This is a genomic window from Desulfospira joergensenii DSM 10085 (assembly GCF_000420085.1).
Taxonomy (GTDB): domain Bacteria; phylum Desulfobacterota; class Desulfobacteria; order Desulfobacterales; family Desulfobacteraceae; genus Desulfospira; species Desulfospira joergensenii.
Genome location: NZ_ATUG01000002.1, coordinates 1,796,140 through 1,815,043, shown reverse-complemented (window position 1 = coordinate 1,815,043; position 18,904 = coordinate 1,796,140). Strand labels below are relative to the sequence as shown.

The window sequence follows — 18,904 nt, the reverse complement described above, 5'->3', positions numbered from 1 at the left end:
GTGCCGGCCGGAGATATTCTGTTGCCACCTTTGGCAGTTTTTCCAAATTCAGATTGATAACATCCATTTTCCTGGCCAACTAAAATTTAATTTTTAAGGATTTTTCAAGGCAATGGAAATCGCAGCCTTTGCAGCCGGTTTTGTCCGGATTGCCCTTGCATCCCGGCAGATGGGTCAGGAGCTTGCAAAAACAGGTCTTCCGCGGATCAGTATTTTTTTATTTACCGGTATCTTGACCGGACCCTATGTGCTGGGATTGATATCAAAACCAGCCATTGAACATCTGCGTTTTATAGATGAAATTTCCCTGGGATTTATCGCATTTGCAGCAGGAGCTGAGCTTTATCTCAAAGAAATCCGCAGTCGAATAAACTCAATTTTAAGTGTCACCACCGGCCTTGTGGTGTCAACATTCTGCCTGACGTCACTCACCCTTTTCCTGGTTTCTGGTTTTGTCCCGTTTATGGCTGATATGTCGATCCAAGGAAAAGTATCCGTATCCTTGTTGGCCGGTGCTATACTGGTGGCCCGATCGCCTTCATCGGCAATTGCGATTGCCAATGAACTCAGGGCGAAGGGTCCATTCACCCAGACAGTACTGGGGGTGACGGTTATTATGGATGTAATTGTCATCCTTTTGTTTTCTGCGAACTCATCTGTCGTGGATGCCCTGTTGTCTGGTCTGGCATTCAATTTTGGCTTTCTCATCCTATTGGTATTTGAAATCATTGTATGGGTATTCATGGGGTATGCCCTGTCAAGAGTCCTGCTCCTTATATTGCTTTTTTTACCCTGACCGGCACTCTCCCTGGCATCCCAAGGATGGCAGACCTGTATAGTTCCATCCCCTGGAAGGGAAGGTTCCCCGTCAGAAATTTCACAAATTTCCGTGTTGCAAATTGAATCGATTGATAAAGAAAATATTGAACGGTTTGAAAAGATCGGAGTATTGATCGTGGATCCTTCAACGGCCATTGTTGGTCTGCTATATCATTTTGTGAGATCACCGGGGGCTGCCAGCCTGTTCCTGGGGATGCACACTCAACGCAAAATCTTAGATATTACATTAAAAATGCGGATATGGCCGGGCTTGCGCTTCGGGATTTGCGCCTGCCCTTTGACACTATAATCATGTCTGTCAGACGCCGGGGGGGGGCCTGTTTGTTCCCCACAGCTTTACCCGGCTGGAACCGGGGTGATCGTGTTACTATTGTCGGTTCTGAAACATCCATTCATGAGCTCTCCCTGCGGTTTGATGTGAATTCAAAACAGGCTGTGAGTAATTTGGTCGTGCGGACAGCGGCCAGGGAGTTAAAACAGGAGAAACCGGTTTTACCGGAAGTCAGCCGGATCGTCTCATCCCAGCATCAAACGGCAGCCAAGCGTTTTGATCTTCTGGTGAAAGAGAGCAGGGTGATGGACCTGAAGCCGTCTATGGATTTGAATACTTTTTTTGATATGGTAGCACACCCTGTCTGATAAACTTAAAATGTCCTCAAGCACAATTTTTGATCTGCTCGCAAAACGGGAGCAGGAGGCAACAACGATTCTGGTTCCAGGGCTTGCGGTTCCCCATATTATCGTTGAAGGGGAGAAAAAATTTTCCATCCTTTTGGTCCGCTGTAAAAAAGGCATTGAATTTTCAGATTCCAAACCCCGAGTCCATGCGGTCTTTGTCCTAATAGGATCAAAGGACGAAAGGCAGTTTCACCTTCGAGCCCTTTCATTCATTGCACAAATCGTCATGGATCCGAGATTTGAAAAAAAATGGATGCGGGCAAAGAACCGGCAGGCATTAAAGGATCTCGTTCTTCAATCCGATCACCGGCGTGAAGCAAAAATGTAAGAGAAATCATTATTTCACTTCATTGTTTTCCCCCAAATAACGGCACATAAAATTAAAGTTGTTTGAGATTGATTTTTGTGACCCCAAAAAAGCATGGTTTGTCAGACGAGTAGTCCTCGCTGTCTTACCATCCTAGAAAGATGTCAAAATTTGCATAGTGCAATAATCAAGGTTTGACCAGGCCCTGACCCCAGGCCCCCGGCCCATATCCTCTGTTTGTTTTAGGTCTGGATCTTGCCGTTTTATCGGCAGCATGGTATTTTTCCTTATCTGTTGACCTTATCCCAAAAAGGAGAATTCCCATGACCTTGGATCAAAAGTACAGCACCGGTGTCGTCTGGCAGGACTTTCAGCACAAGGAACTCATGGACCTTTTCATCAAGTTGAAAAAGGCCAGGGCGGATAAAACAGACAGAGATGCCTTCAGATTTACCATTGCCTTTTTATCCATGTACATCAATCATCACTTTAAGCTGGAAGAGGAATACATGGATCTGTATTATTATCCGGATCGGGAGGACCATAAAAAGGAGCACCGGTCATATATCAAAACCCTGAAATCATTCCGTGCGAACCATAAAACATACTCCGAAGAAGCCATGGATGAACTCATGACCAAGATCAAAGAATGGATCCTTAACCATATTCTCGGGGATGATAAAAAATTGGGGGCCCACATCCTGTCTGCCGAAAAAGCTCAGCGGCTGGGCAAAAACGAAAAATGAGTTCGATGCCATGAATCACTGGCTCTGGCTCGAGATCCTGGTTGGACGCCCTTGATCGGGTCGCTTGCCAATATCCGGGTCGCTTGCCGGACCAAATTAACTATCTGTATTTCCGTTAAATGTGTTTCAAAGATAGCGTTTATTCGCGTTTAGCTTGCACTTTTCAGCATCAAAAACAGCGTTGTAAAAAACGAAATCCTACCGAAAACCCTTGGTAATGCAAAAAAAAGCAAAGGCCGTGCAAATCCTTCTCCAAAGGCATATCTGTAAATCCCACACCAAAATAAAAATAAACTTCACAAAAAAACTGTTGACAAATAAATTTTCTATCAATAAGACATAGGAAGCCTACCGTACGGTAGGTAGAAAAATCTCAGATATTTTAATATATCTTTTCTATAGTTTTATTTTTTAAAATACTTATTTACCTACCGTACGTACGGTAAATTGTTATCCACTTCACCCGAACCTGCTGATCTGAGCCCATCCTGAACTGAACCTGAATTGGTATGCAACCCCCAAGGAGGATTTATATCCGTGACCGACACAAAAGAGATCATCAAAAAAGCCGCCATCAACCTGTTCTATAAAAAAAGTTATTTTGCCACGGCCATGAGCAATATCGCCCTGGACAGCAATATCCGCAAGGCCAGCATCTATCACCATTACGCCAGCAAGGAAGACATTCTCTTTGATATCCTCATGTCCACCATGGAGGATCTGACCGCAACCATAGAATCCAGCCTCCAAGGAATTGAAAACATAGAGAATAGGATGCGGGCCGCGGTACGGGCCCATGTCAAATTCCACTGCGACCGGCAGCAAGAGGTGCTCATCGCTGACAGCGAACTTCGGGGGCTCACGGCCAACAATTTCAAAAGTTTTGTGGCCAAGCGGGATGCCTATGAAAAGATATTCCAGGAGATGCTCGTCCAGGGTATGGACCAGGGATACTTTGCCGCAGGGGACGCCAAGGTGATCTCCTATGCCATCCTGACCATGTGCACGGCCGTGGCCATCTGGTTCAACTCTGAAGGGCGCCTCACAGGAGAACAGATTTCCCATATTTACGAAGAACTGGTCGTCACAAGGCTTTTAAGAGAATCCCTCCCGCTGCACGCTTTTGAAGATTCTGCGGTAAAAGAATAGCCATGCGGGACATTTCATTTCAATGCTTCATCCAAACAAAGGAGATGTAAAATGAAAAAGGAAAAATCTAATGGTATCCGAATGATCCGGCAGAAAGCAGGGTTTATCCCAAAGGCAGTCATTATCCTGTCGGCCCTGCTCTTTTCCCTGGCCGTGACAGGCTCCCCGGTTTTTGCAGGAAAGTCTTATAAATGGAAGATCAGCCAGGGAATTGCCGAAGATCACCCGGCCTCGGCCCGTTGCAAGCAGTTTGCCAAGATCGTGGAAAAAGAATCCAATGGAAAGATGAAGCTGACCTATTTTCCGGCAGGGGCCCTGGGGGACTGGTCGGAACAGATCGAAGCCAACCGCATGGGAACCCTGGAAATCGGCCTCAATGCCGGCTCCACCTCCTATGATCCCAAGACCAACCTCATGTTCATGCCCTATCTTTTCTCCTCCTGGGACGAGGCAAGGGCGGCCATCGGCTCCACGGGATGGCTCACCCCCATATTCAACGAACTCTACTCAGGCATCGGGCTCAAGGTTCTGGGAATCTATCTCAATGCCTGGGACGGCATGGCCTATACCGGCCGGGTGAAAAACCTGGTAAAGGTTCCGGCCGATGCCAAGGGCATCAAGATGCGGGTCCCGCCCATCCGGATCTTTGAAGTCTATATCCCCACCCTGGGATTCATATCCACGCCGGTGGCCTATTCGGAAACCTTCACGGCCCTGCAGACGGGAATCGTGGATGCCAGATCCGCCTGCCCGGCAGTGGAGGCCTATGTGATGAGGGATGCCATCAAAACCTACGTGGCCACCCGGGATGCCTTTGAGTACTGGTTTCTGACCATGAACAAAAAACTGTGGGACTCCCTTTCCACCGAAGACCAGGCCCTTCTCACCGCAGCCGCGGACAAGGTCATGGCCGACCAGGCCATTGCAGCGGAACAGGATGAAAAAGACTTCATGGACAAACTCACCCAGGCCGGTGTCAAGGTATATCAAGTCAGCGACCAGGAGTGGAAGACCTCGGCAAAAGCCTGCCGGGAAAAGGCATGGCCCATCATTGAAAAGGAGCTTCTGGGAGCCGATCTCATGGCCAAGATCAAATCCCATGCCACCCCCATTTCCCAGTAAAGATCCAAAGAAAATCCTGTCCGGAAAAAGCCAAAATCTTTCCGGACAGGATCAAAGGATAAAACATGTCCATGAAACCTGTTCTAAACACCTTCGGCGCCGTTGACCGCATCCTCACCCATGGGTTTTCATTCCTCATCGTCCTGGGCGGGACCCTCATGACCCTGACCGTGGTGGTCCAGGTCCTGCTCCGCTACGTGTTCAAGCAGCCCCTGTTCGGCCTGGAAGAGTTCTCCCGTCTGGTGGCCATCTGGATCTATTTTCTGGGTGCGATTTTCAGCACCAAAACCGACAACCATGTCCAGGGGGATGTGGCCAACAAATATATCAAGGGAGAGAGGGCCAGGATCATTCTGAGGGCGATTGTCTGGACCTTAAGCCTTTTGACCTGCCTGCTATTTCTTTACCATTCCGGGACCTATTCCTGGTGGATTTACGGAACCGGGGAGAGGACCACGGGGCTCTGGTGGCCCAGGATTATCAGCGTGGGCTCCATGTTTTTCGGTGCCTTTTTCATGACCCTCTACAGCCTGGCCAATCTGATCAAATACGCGGCTGTCGCAATCAACTATCAGAAACCGGATAAAGGAGTGCTCCCGTGACAATTGTATTTTCCATCCTGGCAGTGGTTGTGATCATGATGCTCATGGGCGTTCCCGTGGGATTTGCCTTCGGCCTTGGCGGATTTGCCATCCTGTTTTTCACGGGCATTGATCCCAGGTTTGCCATGCCGGCGGCATTTCGCTCCATTGAATCCTATACCCTCATGGCCCTGCCCCTGTTTATCCTGGCCGGGGCCCTGATCAGCGAATCCGGGATTTCCAGAAGACTGCTCAACTTTACCATGTCCATTGTGGGACGGACAAAGGGAGGCCTAGGCGTGGTCTGTGTGGTCACCTGTACCATTTTCGGGGCCATCTCAGGCTCTGCCTCGGGGGCCATTGCCGCCATCGGCTCCATCATGATCCCGGAGATGACCGAGCAGGGGTATCCCCGGGGATACGCCACCGGCCTTGTGGCCACCTCTTCCATGCTGGCCCTGCTCATTCCGCCTTCCATCCCCATGATCGCCTTTGCCATGACCGCCCAGATCTCCATTTTATCCGCTTTTTTAAGCACCCTGATCCCCGGGCTTTTAATGATGACCAGCTACAGCCTCATCAATATCTTTTTAAGCCGGCGCATGGAAAACCTGGTCATGACCCCCAGGCAGCCCCCGGGCCAAAAGCTCAAGGAGATCGGGCATTCCACCCGCCGGGCCGCCTTTGCCCTGCTTATGCCCGTGGTGGTCCTGGGCGGGATCTACGGCGGGATCTTCACCCCCACGGAGGCGGCAGCGGTCTCGGCCGTCTATGCTGTTATCGTGGGTCTGGTCCTGTACCGGGCCATGACATTCAAAAAGCTGTTCTCAGGCGTGAAAAATGCCATGATCACCTCCGGGGCCATCATGATCCTCCTTTTTTTCATCCTCATGGTCTCCAGGATCATGGTCACCCAGCAGGTCCCCCAGCACCTGACCCAGGCCATGTTCAGCATCACCACCAATAAGTGGGGGGTGCTTCTCATGCTCAATATCATCCTCCTGCTCATGGGCATGCTGGTGGATGACGTGTCCGGCAACATCCTTTCCGCAGCCATCCTGCTGCCCGTGGCCCAGTCCGTGGGCATAGACCCGGTCCACTTTGCCGCCATATCCGTGACCAATCTTTCCCTGGGCAACGTCACCCCTCCCTGCGCCCCCATGCTCTATCTGGCCGGGATGATCGGCGGCAATCTGCCCTTGAACGAGTATATCAAACCCGCCGGATGTTTCATGATCTTCGGGGCATTGCCCGTGATCCTCATGGTAACATATGTACCTGAATTTGCATTGTTTTTAGTTGATCTGTTTTTAAGGTAATTTGAATTTATGGAGAGCGTTATGAAAAACCAGACCGTATTGTACTGCCGGAAGGAGAGAGCCGGCATCATCACCCTGAACCGTCCCCACCGCCTCAATGCCATCAACCTTGACCTGCTCAAGAATTTTATGGAACAGCTGGACCGGGCCAGACAGGATACCCAGGCCCGGGTGATCATCCTCACCGGGGAGGGGAAAGCCTTTTGTGCCGGTGAAGATCTAAAGGAGACGGCAGAGGGCAAGTCCCTGGAGCAATGGATGGATGAGGCCGAGAGGCTCCAGGAGGTCCAGCGGATGACCATGAAGCTGGGCAAGCCCATTATCGCGGCCATTCCCGGGTACGCCCTGGGGGGCGGATGCGAGTTTGCCATGGGATGCGACATCCGTATTGCCTCGGAAAAGGCCGTGCTGGGGTTTCCCGAAACCACGGTGGGCATGACCGTCACCAACGCGGGCACCAAATTGCTGACCCACCTGGTGGGCCTGGGAAAGGCCAAGGAACTGGTGCTCACCGGGGATTTCATTGATGCGGCCGAGGCCGGGAAAATCGGTCTGGTCAACCGGGTGGTGGCCCATGAAAACCTCATGGAGGAATCCCTGGCCATGGCCGATAAGATCGCCGGCCGTTCCCCCCTGGCCACAAGCCTGTCCAGGATTGCCATTGACCATGGGATGGAAGCCGGGTTTGACCAGACCATGGAACTGGAAAAAAGCCATCTATTGATCTGCGCCCAGAGCGGAACCCAGTTTGCGGAAAAACGGCTCAGGGAGATGAATCAAAAATAAGACCCGCCCTTTGAGAATAGGGCAGACTTCACAGGAGAGAAAATGGAACGAACAATGTTTAATCCGGACATGGAATCCATGTCCGAACCTGACCGGAAAAACCTGGAAAGATCCCTGCTCCTGGAACAGATCGATTATGTATACAGCCAAAGCCCAATGTACCGGGAAAAGTTCTCCAAGGCCGGGATCAATAAGGATAAGATAAAAGATCCCAGGGACCTTTGTCTTCTTCCCTTTACCACCAAACAGGAGTTGAGGGAATCCCAGAAAAGGCAGCCCCCTTTCGGGGATTTTCTGGCCGCGCCCGTGGAACAGGTCAACCGAGTCCACAGGACATCGGGGACCACGGGCAGTTTCATTTACACCGCCCTGACCCGCCAGGACCTTGACCTGACCCATGACTGCGGGGCCAGGGCTTTCTGGGCCGGGGGCCTGCGCCCCCACCACAGGGTGATCCACTGTCTCAACTATTGCATGTGGATGGGCGGATACACGGATCATGCCAACCTGGAGGCCACCGGCGCCGCAGTTATCCCCTTTGGGGTAGGCAACTCCAAACAGCTGATCCAGGTCATCAAGGACGCCGGGATCAACGCCATTTCCTCCACCCCCTCCTATCCCAAACACCTGGAAAAGGTCCTGGCCGCCGAGTTCGATATAAAGCCCATGGACCTGGGGCTGGAACTGGGACTTTTCGGGGGAGAGCCCGGGCTGGAAAATCCGGTTTACCGGGAACGGATGGAGGCCACCTGGGGAATGAAGGCCCAGAACGCCAATTACGGGGTTTCCGACGTACTCTGTAATTTCGCCTCGGTCTGCCCGGACAACTACAAACTCCATTTCCTGGGACAGGGAGGTCTCCTGGTCCAACTCATCGATCCCCTGACCCTGGAGGACATCCCCATCACGGACGGGGCCGTGGGGGAAATGGTCCTGACCCATCTCAAAAAACAGGCCCAGCCCCTGGTCCGGTACCGGACCTCCGATCTCATGGAGATCCTGGAGACCGGTCCCTGCGAATGCGGCCGGACCGGGTTCAGGTTCCGGATCGTGGGCCGGGCCGATGACATGATGCACGTCAAGGGCATCAATGTCTTTCCCAACGGCATTGCCATGGTTTTGGAAAACATGGTTCCCCGGGTCACCGGGGAATTCCAGGTCGTTCTGGACCACCCGTCCCCCTACACCAGCCTCAATATCAAAGTGGAGCACGGGGCCTTGGTCGGGCCCGAAGAGATGGAGGACCTGAAACTTAAAATCGAAACAGCCATCAAAGAGACACTGAACTTCAGGGGAATCGTGGAACTGGTCAAACCCGATTCCATTGAAAGGACCCGGATGGGCAAGGCCAGAAGGGTGATCCGGAACTATTGAACCCGTCCCGGGCAATTTTTCATATGCAAAAGATCTGTTCAGACCTGAAACAGGAGTACGAGGCCTTGGACAGCCTTGTCTTCACCCTGGACCGGAGAAAATGGGATCTGCCAACCCTATTTTACGACTGGACCCTCTTTGACCAGGTCCTCCACATTGCCTTTTTCGACCATGAAGCCCTGCTTGCCCTTAAAGAGCCGGACCGGTTCAGAAAAAGGGCAAAAAAGATCCTTGGGCACATCGGGTCCGGGCAACCCTGGCCCCAATGGACCCAAACCATGTCAGGGGTCCGGAGCCCGGCAGGGCTGCTCTCCTATTGGCGCACCGTCCGAGCCCGCCTGGTTCAGCGCCTTGCCAGACTGGACCCCCAAGACCGCCTGCCCTGGTACGGCCCGGATATGAGCGCCCGTTCCCTGGCCTCTGCCCGGATCATGGAAACCTGGGCCCACGGCCAGGACATCTTTGACGCCCTTGGAAAGAAGAGGGAAAACAGGGCCAGGCTCTATCATGTGGCCCACATGGGTGTCACCACCTTTGGATGGAGTTTTAGAATCCGGGGACAGGACCCGCCTGCCCATACCCCCTGCATTCTTCTTTTGGGGCCGGGCAATGAATCCTGGGAATGGAATGAACCCGGCTGCCAAGGCAAGGTCCGGGGAAGGGCCGAAGAGTTCTGCCTGGTGGTCACCCAGAGGCGGAACCTGGCAGACACCCGTTTAAAATGGGAGGGCGACCGGGTGGGGGAATGGCTCTCCATGGCCCAGGCCTTTGCCGGGATCCCCCAGGACCCTCCCCTGCCGGGTGTCCGCGTCGTCGAATATGAACCCCGGGATTGACCCGGGTTTTCCCCTGAAAAGGAAAATTCCATGCCAGACATCACCAAAGTATTGATTGCCAACCGGGGAGAGATCGCCTGCCGGATCCTTAAGACCCTGGACCGCATGGGGATCCCGGGGGTCCTTGTTTATCATCCCGTGGATGCCGGATCCCCGGCCCTTAAAATGGCGGCCCAATCCGTGCGAATCCAGGGGAAAACCCCGGCAGGGGCCTATCTGGATATGGAAAAGATCATCCAGGCCTGTGAAAAGACCGGCGCGGACGCGGTTCACCCGGGATTCGGGTTTCTGGCTGAAAACCCGGATTTTGCCCGGAGCCTGGAAAAAAAGGGCATCACCTTTATCGGTCCCATGCCTGAAACCATGGAGCTCATGGGCAACAAGGTCAGGGCACAGGCTTTCTGCCGGGCCAATGGGTTTCCAGTCCTGCCCTCCAAGACCTGGACAAAAGGGGAGGAAGATTTCATCAGCGGGGCAAAGGACCTGGGACTTCCCCTCCTGATCAAGGCGGCGGCCGGGGGCGGGGGCAAGGGAATGCACATTGTCCGGGATCTTCAGGATCTGAAACCGGCCCTGGAGCTTGCCCGGGCAGAGGCCCAGCGTTTTTTCGGGAACGATGAGATCTACGCGGAACGCTATATTGAAAATCCCCGCCATATCGAGGTCCAGATCCTGGCCGACCATCACGGCAGGGTGATCCACCTGGGAGAGAGGGACTGCTCCATCCAGCGCCGCTTCCAGAAGATCATGGAAGAGAGCCCTGCCCCGGGTCTCACGCCTGAACTGCGGCAGAAAATCTGCGACACGGCCGTAAACATCGCCCGCAGGGCAGAATATTGCAACGCAGGAACCGTTGAATTCATGCTCGGGCCGGACAAAGATTTCTTTTTCCTTGAGATGAATACCCGGCTCCAGGTGGAGCACCCGGTAACAGAGATGGTCACCGGCCTGGACCTGGTGGAACTCCAGATCCGGGCGGCCCGGGGAGAGGCCCTGAACCTGGCCCAGGACGAGATCCAAGCAAAGGGGCACTCCATTGAGCTGCGCATCTGTGCCGAGGATCCGGACGATGATTTTTCCCCTGCACCGGGCTCCCTGGTGACCTATAATCTGCCTGAAGGGAAAGATATCCGGGTGGAAAACGGATTCACCCGGGGAATGAAGATCTCCCCGGCCTTTGACCCCATGCTGGCCAAGATCATTGTCCGGGGAGATGACCGGACCCGGGCCATTGAACAGGCCTGCAGGGCCCTGGACCAGACCCTGGTCCTGGGTTTGCCCACAAATATTGACTTCCTGGCCCGGATCCTGTCCCTTCCGGCCTATGCTGCCGGGAAAATCCATACCGGCTTTATTGACCGGTATGGGGAAGAACTCACCCCTCCCCCCCTGAGCCAGGAACAGAGGGAACTTCTCCTGACGGCAGCAGCCCTGGCCAGCCGGGAGTTCACTGATCCGGCCTTTGACCCGGATCCCCCCCACGGGACCATGGGAAACTGGAGGAATTGATATGAGACGCTGGATCGATCTTCTTGGCCAACCCTACCAGGTCACCCTTACAGGCGACCCCCAAGAGAGGCGCCTGAAAGTCGGGACCCGGGAATCCCGTCCGGTTTCTTTGACCCGTGCCGGGCAAAAAGAGTATATGGTCAGCCTGGGAGACCGGGAAGCCCGGGTGGAAATGAGTGTCAAAGGAGAGACCGCATATATCCGGGCCTTCGGCAGAACCCTTGCCCTTGAGATCCTTGATCCCGTGGACCAGGCCCGCCGGGAATCGGGAAAGACCAGCGACGTCATCCGGGCCCCCATGCCCGGCACCGTGGTGGAGGTCCATGCCGCTCCGGGAGAGGCTCTCTCCCGGGGCCGGGCCATGATGACCATCGAAAGCATGAAGACCCTGACCGTTCTCACCGCGGCCGGGCCCGATGAAGTGGCCCGAATCCATTACAACCCGGGCGACACCTTTGACCGGAACGCCGTGCTCATCACCATGGCCCAAACGGAGGCCCCATGCGACGGATAAAATCAAGTATAGACACCCAGTCTCCTGCCTTCCTCGCCCATGAACTCTGCAACCGCAGGCGGGTGGCTGAATTCCGGAAACTTCAGCAAAAGGCCCGGTCTGACCGGCCGGAAAGGGATGTAAACCGGCTGAGAGAACAGAACAAGCTCCTGGTCCGGGAACGCATCGATCTTTTGCTGGATCCGGGCACCCCCTTTCTGGAGCTGTCCAGCCTGGCCGCCAACATGGCCTATGGGGGAAAAGTCCCTTCCGGAGGCGTAGTCTCCGGCATCGGCATGGTCTGCGGCCGGGAGGTGCTGATCATGGCCAGCGACAGTTCCATCAAAGGCGGGGCCTGGTATCCCCTTACGGTCAAGAAAATGGTCCGGACCCTGGACATTGCCATGGAGAATCATCTGCCCGTGGTCCACCTGGTGGATGCGGCCGGTGCATTCCTGCCCCTCCAGTCCGGGCTCTTTCCGGACCGGCACATGGCCGGCCGCATGTTCCGGAACCAGTGCGTCCTGAGCGCCATGGGAATCCCCCAGGTGGCCCTGGTCCTGGGTCACTCCACGGCCGGAGGCGCCTATATCCCCACCCTGAGCGATTTTTCCGTCATGGTCCGGAGAACCGGGGGCGTATTCCTGGGGGGCCCTCCCCTGGTCAGGGCCGCCACGGGCCAGGAGGTGACTGCAGACGAACTGGGAGGGGCCGACGTACATACAACTGTGAGCGGCACGGCCGACTATGCCGTGGATTCCGAACAGGAAGGGCTGGCCCTGGTCCGGGAGATTGTGGGAACCTTTCCCAAACCGACCAAGGCCGATGTGGAGCGCCGGAAGCCCGAGGCCCCCTATTACGATCCCCAGGAGATTTACGGCATCCTCCCGGACGACATTAAAAAACAATTTGACATGAAAGAGGTGATCGCCCGGATCGTGGACGGCAGCCGGTTCCATGAGTTTAAACCCGGCTACGGCCCCACCCTGGTCTGCGGATTCGCCTTTTTATACGGCTGGAAAATCGGGATCATCGGCAACAACGGGGTGTTGTTTTCCGAGAGCGCCCGGAAAAGCACCCAGTTCATGCAGCTCTGCAACCGGGACCGGATCCCCATTATCTTTTTGCAGAACATCACCGGATTCATGGTGGGCAAAGAGTATGAACACGGAGGCATCACCAAGGACGGGGCCAAGATGCTCATGGTCCAGGCCAACCTGGATGTGCCCAAACTCACCATCATGACCAACGGCAGTTTCGGGGCCGGCAACTACGCCATGTGCGGCCGGGCCTATGATGCCCGGTTCCTTTTTTCCTGGCCCAATGCAAGGATTTCGGTCATGGGAATGGAGCAGGCCATCCAGACCCTGACCCAGATCCGCCTCAGGACCCTGGAGAGGCAGGGAAAGGCCTTGTCCGAAACCGACCGGGAGAGTATCCGGGACGAAATGGCCCAAGACTACCTGGAAAAGAGCAGCGCCTATTACTCCACCTCGGAACTCTGGGACGACGGTATCATCGATCCTGCCGACACCCGCAGGGTTTTGGGGATATCCCTTTCCGCAGCCCTGAACCGGGAGTTCAGTCAAACCCCGGACGGGATATTGCGAATCTAAGGATCAGTTCTCATCTGTCCGGGAAGCCCGGAATCTGCCCAGAAGCTGCAATAGAACGCGCCGGAAGCACAAAAGTCCGGGAAGGGTAACTGATCCGTTCCAGGTCCATTCCGTAAATGGACTCCAGCAGATCCGGGTCCAGGGGCGGATGTTGTCTGGGCAGAGCGGTTCCGTTTTTCAGACAGATAAACCAGTCTCCGTAACAGGCGGCGATGTTGGGATCGTGGAGAATGGCTGCCACGGTATAATTCTGATCCACAAGGTCACGGATGGTCTGCATAACCTTTGCCTGGAAATAAAAATCAAGGTGGGAAACCGGCTCATCCAGAAGAATCACGGGCGGGTCCTGGGCCAAAACCCGGGAAATCATGACCAGCTGCTGCTCTCCACCGGACAGTTCGGTAAAACAACGGTTTTCCAGATGCCGGATAGCGATCCGGTCCATGGCTTCATCGGCTTTTCTTCTCTCGTTTCTGCCGGGTAAAAGCCCGGCCTGTCCGGCACAACCGGTGAGCACCACATCCCTGACCCGGAACGGGAATACCGGCCGGTGGTGCTGGGAGAGAAATCCCAGAACCCTGGCCCGGTCACGGATATTCAACTCTGGGGACGGCCTGCCCTGGATCAGGATCTGCCCTTTGTCCGGCTTTAGACAGCCGGTGATGAGGCGGAACAGGGTGGATTTTCCGCTTCCGTTTTTCCCCAGAATTACGGTAAAGCATCCCTCTTGAACAGAAAGGCAGATATTGGTAAGGATCCGACGCCTCCCGACGGAAAAATTTAGATTTTTGACCTGAATCGCCATCACATCTCCCATCCCACCCGGGTCCTTTTCAGCAAAAATATGAAAAAAGGCCCTCCGATCAGGGTGGTGAAAATACCGATGGGAATTTCAAAGCTTGCCGCCGTCCTCGAAATATTGTCCACCATGAGCAGAAAGGAACCGCCAAAGGTGAAGCAGACAGGGACCCCGGCCCTGTTGTCCGCTCCCATGATCATGCGTACCATATGGGGAACGACCAGGCCCACCATGCTGATGACCCCGGCAACGGAAACAGCGGCGGAAGCGGCCAGGGAGGAAAAGATCAGGACCAGGGCTTTCTGACGCTCGGGATTCAGCCCAACGGAACGGGTCTCGTCATCCCCCAGGGCCAGGACGTTCATCCGCCACCGGAGCAAAAACAATCCCAGGATACCGGCGCCCATCATATGCCAGGTAACTGCCAGCTTGTCCCAGGATGCGGTATGAAGATTACCCATGGTCCAGTGTACAATGGTCTGTAGCTTAAACGGATCGGTAAGGAACTGTACGATGGTCAGAAGAGCGGTAAAAACCCCGGTAACGACGATGCCGGAAAGAATCAGGGTCACCCCGGATACGACCCCGTTTTTCCTGGCCAGGAAAAAAGAGGATCCCACAGCGGCCAGGCCGAAAAAAAATGCCGCGGGCTGGACCGGCAGCCACCCGGTTCCCAGGGCCAGGGCCGCCCCAAAGGCCGAACCTGACTGAAGCCCCAGAATATAGGATGAAACAAGAGGATTTCTGAACAGGGCCTGAAGCCCTATGCCGGTGACGGAAAGGGATCCTCCCACCAGAAAGGAAAGAAGAATCCGGGGCAGGCGGACCTGGGCCATGATAAGGCGGACCATGTCACTGTTTCCTTTACCGCCGGGGATGTGAAGTCCCAGGAACCCGGCAATCCAGTCGGCCGTATCCCTTGGACCCACCACCTCGGAAGGCCCGACAAACAGAGAAAACAGAAGCACAGGCAGGGGCAGCCCCGCCAGCAACCAGAATTTAACCCTGCTATTCAACCGGTATCCTCTGTCCCAGTTCAGGTCCGTACAGGACCGTCATCAGCTGTCGCTTCTCCCGTTTCTCATCAAAGGGTCCTGACGCCGCCGGCTGGCAAACCGATTGGATCCGGTCGATGACGTAGAAGCACTTCAAGGTCCACAGATCACAGAAAAAAGGGGAAGGCAGTTCAAACACCTGTTTGTTTTTTGATGCCGGCAGATTACGCCATATTGGATGTCCGGTAATATCTTCAGGAGAAAGGCGGCTATTGGGCCACAAAATCATGATGTCCGGCTTAAGGGAAATCAGGGTCTCCTGATTGATCACCGTATGTTCCAGGGGGATATGACCGCAGACATTTCGCCCGCCTGCCAGGGTGATCATGTCATCCACGGTGCTGGGGGAGCCTGATGTTTCCAGCAGTCCCTGGGACCAGATAAAATAAACCTCCGGCCGGTGTCTGAACTTTTTCTCGGCCAGGGCAAACCGGTCCAGTTCCTGCCTGGCAAAGCCCCGGAGGACTGCCGCACGATCATTCTTTCCCAGCAGTTGCCCCAGATCGCCGATCTCTTTCAATACATCCTCAATGGATGACAGGGAAACCCCGTAAACGGGAATGCCCTTGCCGGCAATTGCCTCAATGGCCTCGGTCTGGTTAGCCCAGATGATGACAAGGTCCGGAGAGAGGCTGACCAGACTTTCCAGATTCACATGATCCCAGCTCCCCGGGCTTGGTATTTCCCTTTCGGCGATGCGTCGATCCATGGCCGCATAATATTTAAAAATCCCTTCCTGGTAGACCTGGGCAGAAACCCCGGCCACCTGATCCTGGGCCCCGAGCATATAGATCCCTGAAAGGGCGCTTTCAATGAGACAGACCACCCTTCGGGCCGGACAATCCAGGGTGAGGGTCCGGCCTGAAAAATCGGTGACGGTCAAAGTTCCGGCCCGGGCCGGCAATCCGGCTGCCAGAAAGAAAGCCAGGACCAGGACCAATTGCTTCACTTTTGTCATGGTCATGAGGCCCGCCAGTACTGGCCGGCCAATACCGGTGTGAGGGACCGGAAAAAATGGATGGCCCTTGTCTTTTCCGCCGCCCGGGTGACAAAGGGGTCCTGGTTCCGGACCAGGTGGCTCAGGTGGCGGAGCCCGTGTACCAGGACATCCTCCTCCTCGATCCGGGCTGGCCGGGGGCGAAAAGGCCCCCGGGAACCTGGCGGATCAGCTCCATCCAGGTTCAGATATTCACGGGCAGCCAAAGGGATGGCCTCTTTACCTACCCAAACCAGGTAGGTGAGAACGATACCTTGGTCATGATACCGCCAGCTGGTGGAATGGGCACAGGCCTTGTCCAGCTCCAAAGGGAACCCCATGGACTCCAGGAAGCTCCCAAGCTCCCGGTCCGGATCCCGGGTGCTCTGACTGACATTCAGACAGTGTTTCTGGAAACAGACCCGGGAATCACCATCATGGGCACATATGAAAAGTTCAAGAATAACCTGCATAATTCATTCTTCTCTTAAAAGGTAATTCTGATGCCGCCCACCCCTGAAATGCCTGGATCCTGATACTGCCAGGGCATTTCAAACCGGTTGTCCGTCAGGTTGTACAGGTCCAGATAAATTTCCGCATCATAGGACTGGCTCAGGTTAATCTTCTTTTTCAGGCTGGCATTGAGCAGTTCATACCCGCTGAACTTCTGTCGGCTGGCGCTGGACGTACTGTCATAGATCTCACTTGCCAGATGAAGATAAACCGAGCACTGGATCTCCAGGGGGAGATTCAGGGTGGCACCGATATTGCCCATGTGCTCGGGCACAAAGGAAACCTCGTTCCCATCCTGGTCCGGGTCGGTATCATTACTGATCTCGGAAGAAGTATAAGTATAATTGGCAAACCAGTCCAGCCACGGCAGAGGAGAGTGGGTAAAGGAAAGCTCAAGACCCCAGCTTGTCGTGTCTCCGGCGTTGATATCCCTGGTCTGGGAAGGGCTATTGCTGACGACAACGGTCACGATCTGGTCATCCACCTTATTATAAAATCCGCGGACCCCCATTTTAACAGTCTCCCAAGGTTTGATGTCCAGGCCCAGATCAAGCCCGGTACCCGATTCTGGTTTAAGGTCCGGGTTCGGCAGTTGTCCGTCCCTTCCAGCCACTCCCATATCTGACTCGGAAATAGTGCCGCCCACGGATTTCAATGAGGGCGCGGTAAAGCTTGTACCGGCATTGGCATAGACGGACAGGGCCGGGGTCCAGTGATACCGGGTTCCCAGACTCCAGAGCAGTTCATTCCAGGACTCGTTGTCATTTCCCGGCACACTGCCGCTGAGCAGGTCAATCTCATGACGGGTATAGCTGTAGCGGAGCCCTGACCGGAGGATAAAATCGGACACGGGCAGTTCTTCCTGGACATATACTCCGTACTGATAAGCGTCGGCATCGTTCCCCATGGTTCTTGTACCGGCTTCGGACCAGGTTTCATAGGAAACGGCCTGAAAATCCGTACCCAGGGTCAGCCGGGCATCTTCCAGATGGCGGAAGGAAAAGGAGAGGTCTGCCGGGATAACCTGCTGGTCCACCCCGTTTTCCGAGGCCAGGGCCAGATTTGTGGGATAGTTGTCCTCTTCCCAGGTCCGGGCATAGTCCCGGAGACCAATCTTGAACGCGGCAGTGAGGCTGTCGTTTATTGGCAGGGTATATCCGGAATTCACCGTCCAGTAGGTATGATCAAAATCCCGGTTGGGACGGCCGGTATCCCCCTCGTGGTGAGCCCGGTTCACGAACAGAAATAATTTGTGATCTTCATTTTTATCAAAGAACAGGGTGGTTTTAAAAAACAATTTGCTCTTTTCATACTCCGGATCATCCAGCATGTTCAGCCATGAATCGTCCGTTCCGTAGTTGGTGTAATCGGAGGATTCATAGTCGCCTCCCACCAGGAAATGGAGGTTGTCCATTCCCTGTTGGTGGTAGAACTTCCCTCCAAAGGTGTTGTAAGATCCGTAATAGGCCTCTGCCTGGGTCATGGTTTTATCGATCCGGTCTTTCAGTATGATATTGGTGGTACCGGTCAGCGGACTCTGATTTCCGCCGAAATCCATGGCCATATAATTGGGATACAGCACCGAAGCCGGCCCCCGCTGAACCTCGATGCGTTCCACGGCATTGAGGGACAGGGCCTGGGGATCCACATAACTGTCCACGGGAAGTCCGTCCAGCATATAGGTGTTATAATCCCCGCCCAGACCACCGCTGGATCCCCAGTTGGCGTCATTTCTGGACAAAGCGCTGATAAAAATGCCCGGCTCCCAGGTCAGAAGTTCTGCAAGATTACTCTTTCCCGTTACCATCTTATCGATTTTCTCTTTGTCGATGATTCTGACCTTCTGGGTGACATTGCCCGGAGACTGGGGTGTTTTTGAAGCAGTGACGACTATTTCATCCATTTCCAGGTTTCCGCTTTGTCCATTGATGCTTTCATCTGCCCAAAGAAACCCAGGCTGCAACAATAGTATTATCCCGAGTATCCATCCAAACCGTATGTACGCTCTCATCTTCAGCTCCTTAAAAATGCAGCAGAATCTTCTCTGCTGCCAATCCACGTTCAATAACAACTTTTCAGTGACCCCTCCTTGTTCTGCTTTGCTGCGGCAGTATTGATGGGATCCGACTCTTTATTCGCTTGAAAAACCACAAAAAAAGGCCATGAACATCCGGCTTCCCTGAATGGGAACGGACCTTCATGGCC

At 54.3% G+C, this 18,904-nt stretch carries 19 protein-coding genes; 14 read left to right on the top strand and 5 right to left on the bottom strand.

Going from position 1 to position 18,904, the window contains the following annotated elements:
* Nucleotides 1–112 precede the first annotated feature (112 nt).
* The 14 genes from F608_RS0121055 (at nt 113) to F608_RS0120985 (ending at nt 13,356) form a co-directional block, all read left to right on the top strand.
* Complete coding sequence (locus F608_RS0121055; RefSeq protein WP_022667687.1) at nt 113–796, top strand: cation:proton antiporter domain-containing protein; 684 nt, start codon at nt 113–115, stop codon at nt 794–796.
* Between the two features lie 365 nt (nt 797–1,161).
* Nucleotides 1,162–1,479, top strand: a complete 318-nt coding sequence (locus F608_RS35175; protein WP_153307557.1) for a hypothetical protein — start codon at nt 1,162–1,164, stop codon at nt 1,477–1,479.
* Between the two features lie 10 nt (nt 1,480–1,489).
* Entirely contained in the window at nt 1,490–1,846 is a 357-nt protein-coding gene (locus tag F608_RS35170; RefSeq protein ID WP_022667685.1) for a PTS sugar transporter subunit IIA, read from the top strand.
* Nucleotides 1,847–2,148: 302 nt separating this feature from the next.
* Nucleotides 2,149–2,571, top strand: coding sequence for a bacteriohemerythrin (locus F608_RS0121035; RefSeq protein WP_022667683.1), 423 nt, complete (start codon nt 2,149–2,151; stop codon nt 2,569–2,571).
* Between the two features lie 537 nt (nt 2,572–3,108).
* A complete protein-coding gene (locus tag F608_RS0121030; protein ID WP_022667682.1) occupies nt 3,109–3,720 on the top strand; it encodes a TetR/AcrR family transcriptional regulator in 612 nt (203 codons plus the stop codon).
* Between the two features lie 51 nt (nt 3,721–3,771).
* A complete protein-coding gene (gene dctP / locus F608_RS35165) occupies nt 3,772–4,842 on the top strand; it encodes a TRAP transporter substrate-binding protein DctP (RefSeq protein WP_022667681.1) in 1,071 nt (356 codons plus the stop codon).
* Nucleotides 4,843–4,913: 71 nt separating this feature from the next.
* Complete coding sequence (locus tag F608_RS0121020) at nt 4,914–5,444, top strand: TRAP transporter small permease (protein ID WP_161626883.1); 531 nt, start codon at nt 4,914–4,916, stop codon at nt 5,442–5,444.
* Nucleotides 5,441–6,742: a TRAP transporter large permease gene (locus F608_RS0121015; RefSeq protein WP_022667678.1), complete on the top strand. Its 1,302-nt coding sequence runs from the start codon at nt 5,441–5,443 to the stop codon at nt 6,740–6,742. Before F608_RS0121020 ends, F608_RS0121015 begins: the two co-directional genes overlap by 4 nt.
* Before the next feature lie 21 nt (nt 6,743–6,763).
* Nucleotides 6,764–7,528, top strand: a complete 765-nt coding sequence (locus F608_RS32845) for an enoyl-CoA hydratase/isomerase family protein (RefSeq protein WP_022667677.1) — start codon at nt 6,764–6,766, stop codon at nt 7,526–7,528.
* Nucleotides 7,529–7,570: 42 nt separating this feature from the next.
* The gene (locus F608_RS0121005) at nt 7,571–8,902 is read left to right on the top strand and encodes a phenylacetate--CoA ligase family protein (RefSeq protein WP_027362978.1); all 1,332 of its coding nucleotides are present in this window, start codon (nt 7,571–7,573) and stop codon (nt 8,900–8,902) included.
* Between the two features lie 23 nt (nt 8,903–8,925).
* Entirely contained in the window at nt 8,926–9,738 is an 813-nt protein-coding gene (locus F608_RS0121000; protein WP_027362977.1) for a TIGR03084 family metal-binding protein, read from the top strand.
* Nucleotides 9,739–9,768: 30 nt separating this feature from the next.
* A complete protein-coding gene (locus F608_RS34205) occupies nt 9,769–11,247 on the top strand; it encodes an acetyl-CoA carboxylase biotin carboxylase subunit (protein WP_022667674.1) in 1,479 nt (492 codons plus the stop codon).
* Nucleotide 11,248: 1 nt separating this feature from the next.
* Nucleotides 11,249–11,761 carry an acyl-CoA carboxylase biotin carboxyl carrier protein subunit gene (locus F608_RS35160; RefSeq protein ID WP_022667673.1) on the top strand — a complete coding sequence of 171 codons (513 nt, stop codon included), beginning with the start codon at nt 11,249–11,251 and terminating at the stop codon, nt 11,759–11,761.
* On the top strand, nt 11,749–13,356 hold the full coding sequence (locus F608_RS0120985; RefSeq protein ID WP_022667672.1) for an acyl-CoA carboxylase subunit beta: 1,608 nt from the start codon (nt 11,749–11,751) through the stop codon (nt 13,354–13,356). The genes F608_RS35160 and F608_RS0120985 overlap by 13 nt, the downstream gene beginning before the upstream one ends.
* A gap of 10 nt (nt 13,357–13,366) precedes the next feature.
* Here F608_RS0120985 and F608_RS32835 read toward each other — a convergent pair whose 3' ends face one another.
* The 5 genes from F608_RS32835 to F608_RS0120960 are packed head-to-tail and all read right to left on the bottom strand — an operon-like array spanning nt 13,367 to nt 18,602.
* Entirely contained in the window at nt 13,367–14,161 is a 795-nt protein-coding gene (locus F608_RS32835) for an ABC transporter ATP-binding protein (protein ID WP_051148613.1), read from the bottom strand.
* Nucleotides 14,161–15,171 carry a FecCD family ABC transporter permease gene (locus F608_RS0120975; RefSeq protein WP_027362976.1) on the bottom strand — a complete coding sequence of 337 codons (1,011 nt, stop codon included), beginning with the start codon at nt 15,169–15,171 and terminating at the stop codon, nt 14,161–14,163. The genes F608_RS32835 and F608_RS0120975 overlap by 1 nt, the downstream gene beginning before the upstream one ends.
* The gene (locus F608_RS0120970; RefSeq protein WP_022667667.1) at nt 15,164–16,174 is read right to left on the bottom strand and encodes an ABC transporter substrate-binding protein; all 1,011 of its coding nucleotides are present in this window, start codon (nt 16,172–16,174) and stop codon (nt 15,164–15,166) included. The genes F608_RS0120975 and F608_RS0120970 overlap by 8 nt, the downstream gene beginning before the upstream one ends.
* Nucleotides 16,171–16,659, bottom strand: a complete 489-nt coding sequence (locus tag F608_RS0120965; protein ID WP_022667666.1) for a hypothetical protein — start codon at nt 16,657–16,659, stop codon at nt 16,171–16,173. Before F608_RS0120965 ends, F608_RS0120970 begins: the two co-directional genes overlap by 4 nt.
* Nucleotides 16,660–16,673: 14 nt before the next feature.
* The gene (locus tag F608_RS0120960) at nt 16,674–18,602 is read right to left on the bottom strand and encodes a TonB-dependent receptor plug domain-containing protein (protein ID WP_161626882.1); all 1,929 of its coding nucleotides are present in this window, start codon (nt 18,600–18,602) and stop codon (nt 16,674–16,676) included.
* Nucleotides 18,603–18,904 lie beyond the last annotated feature (302 nt).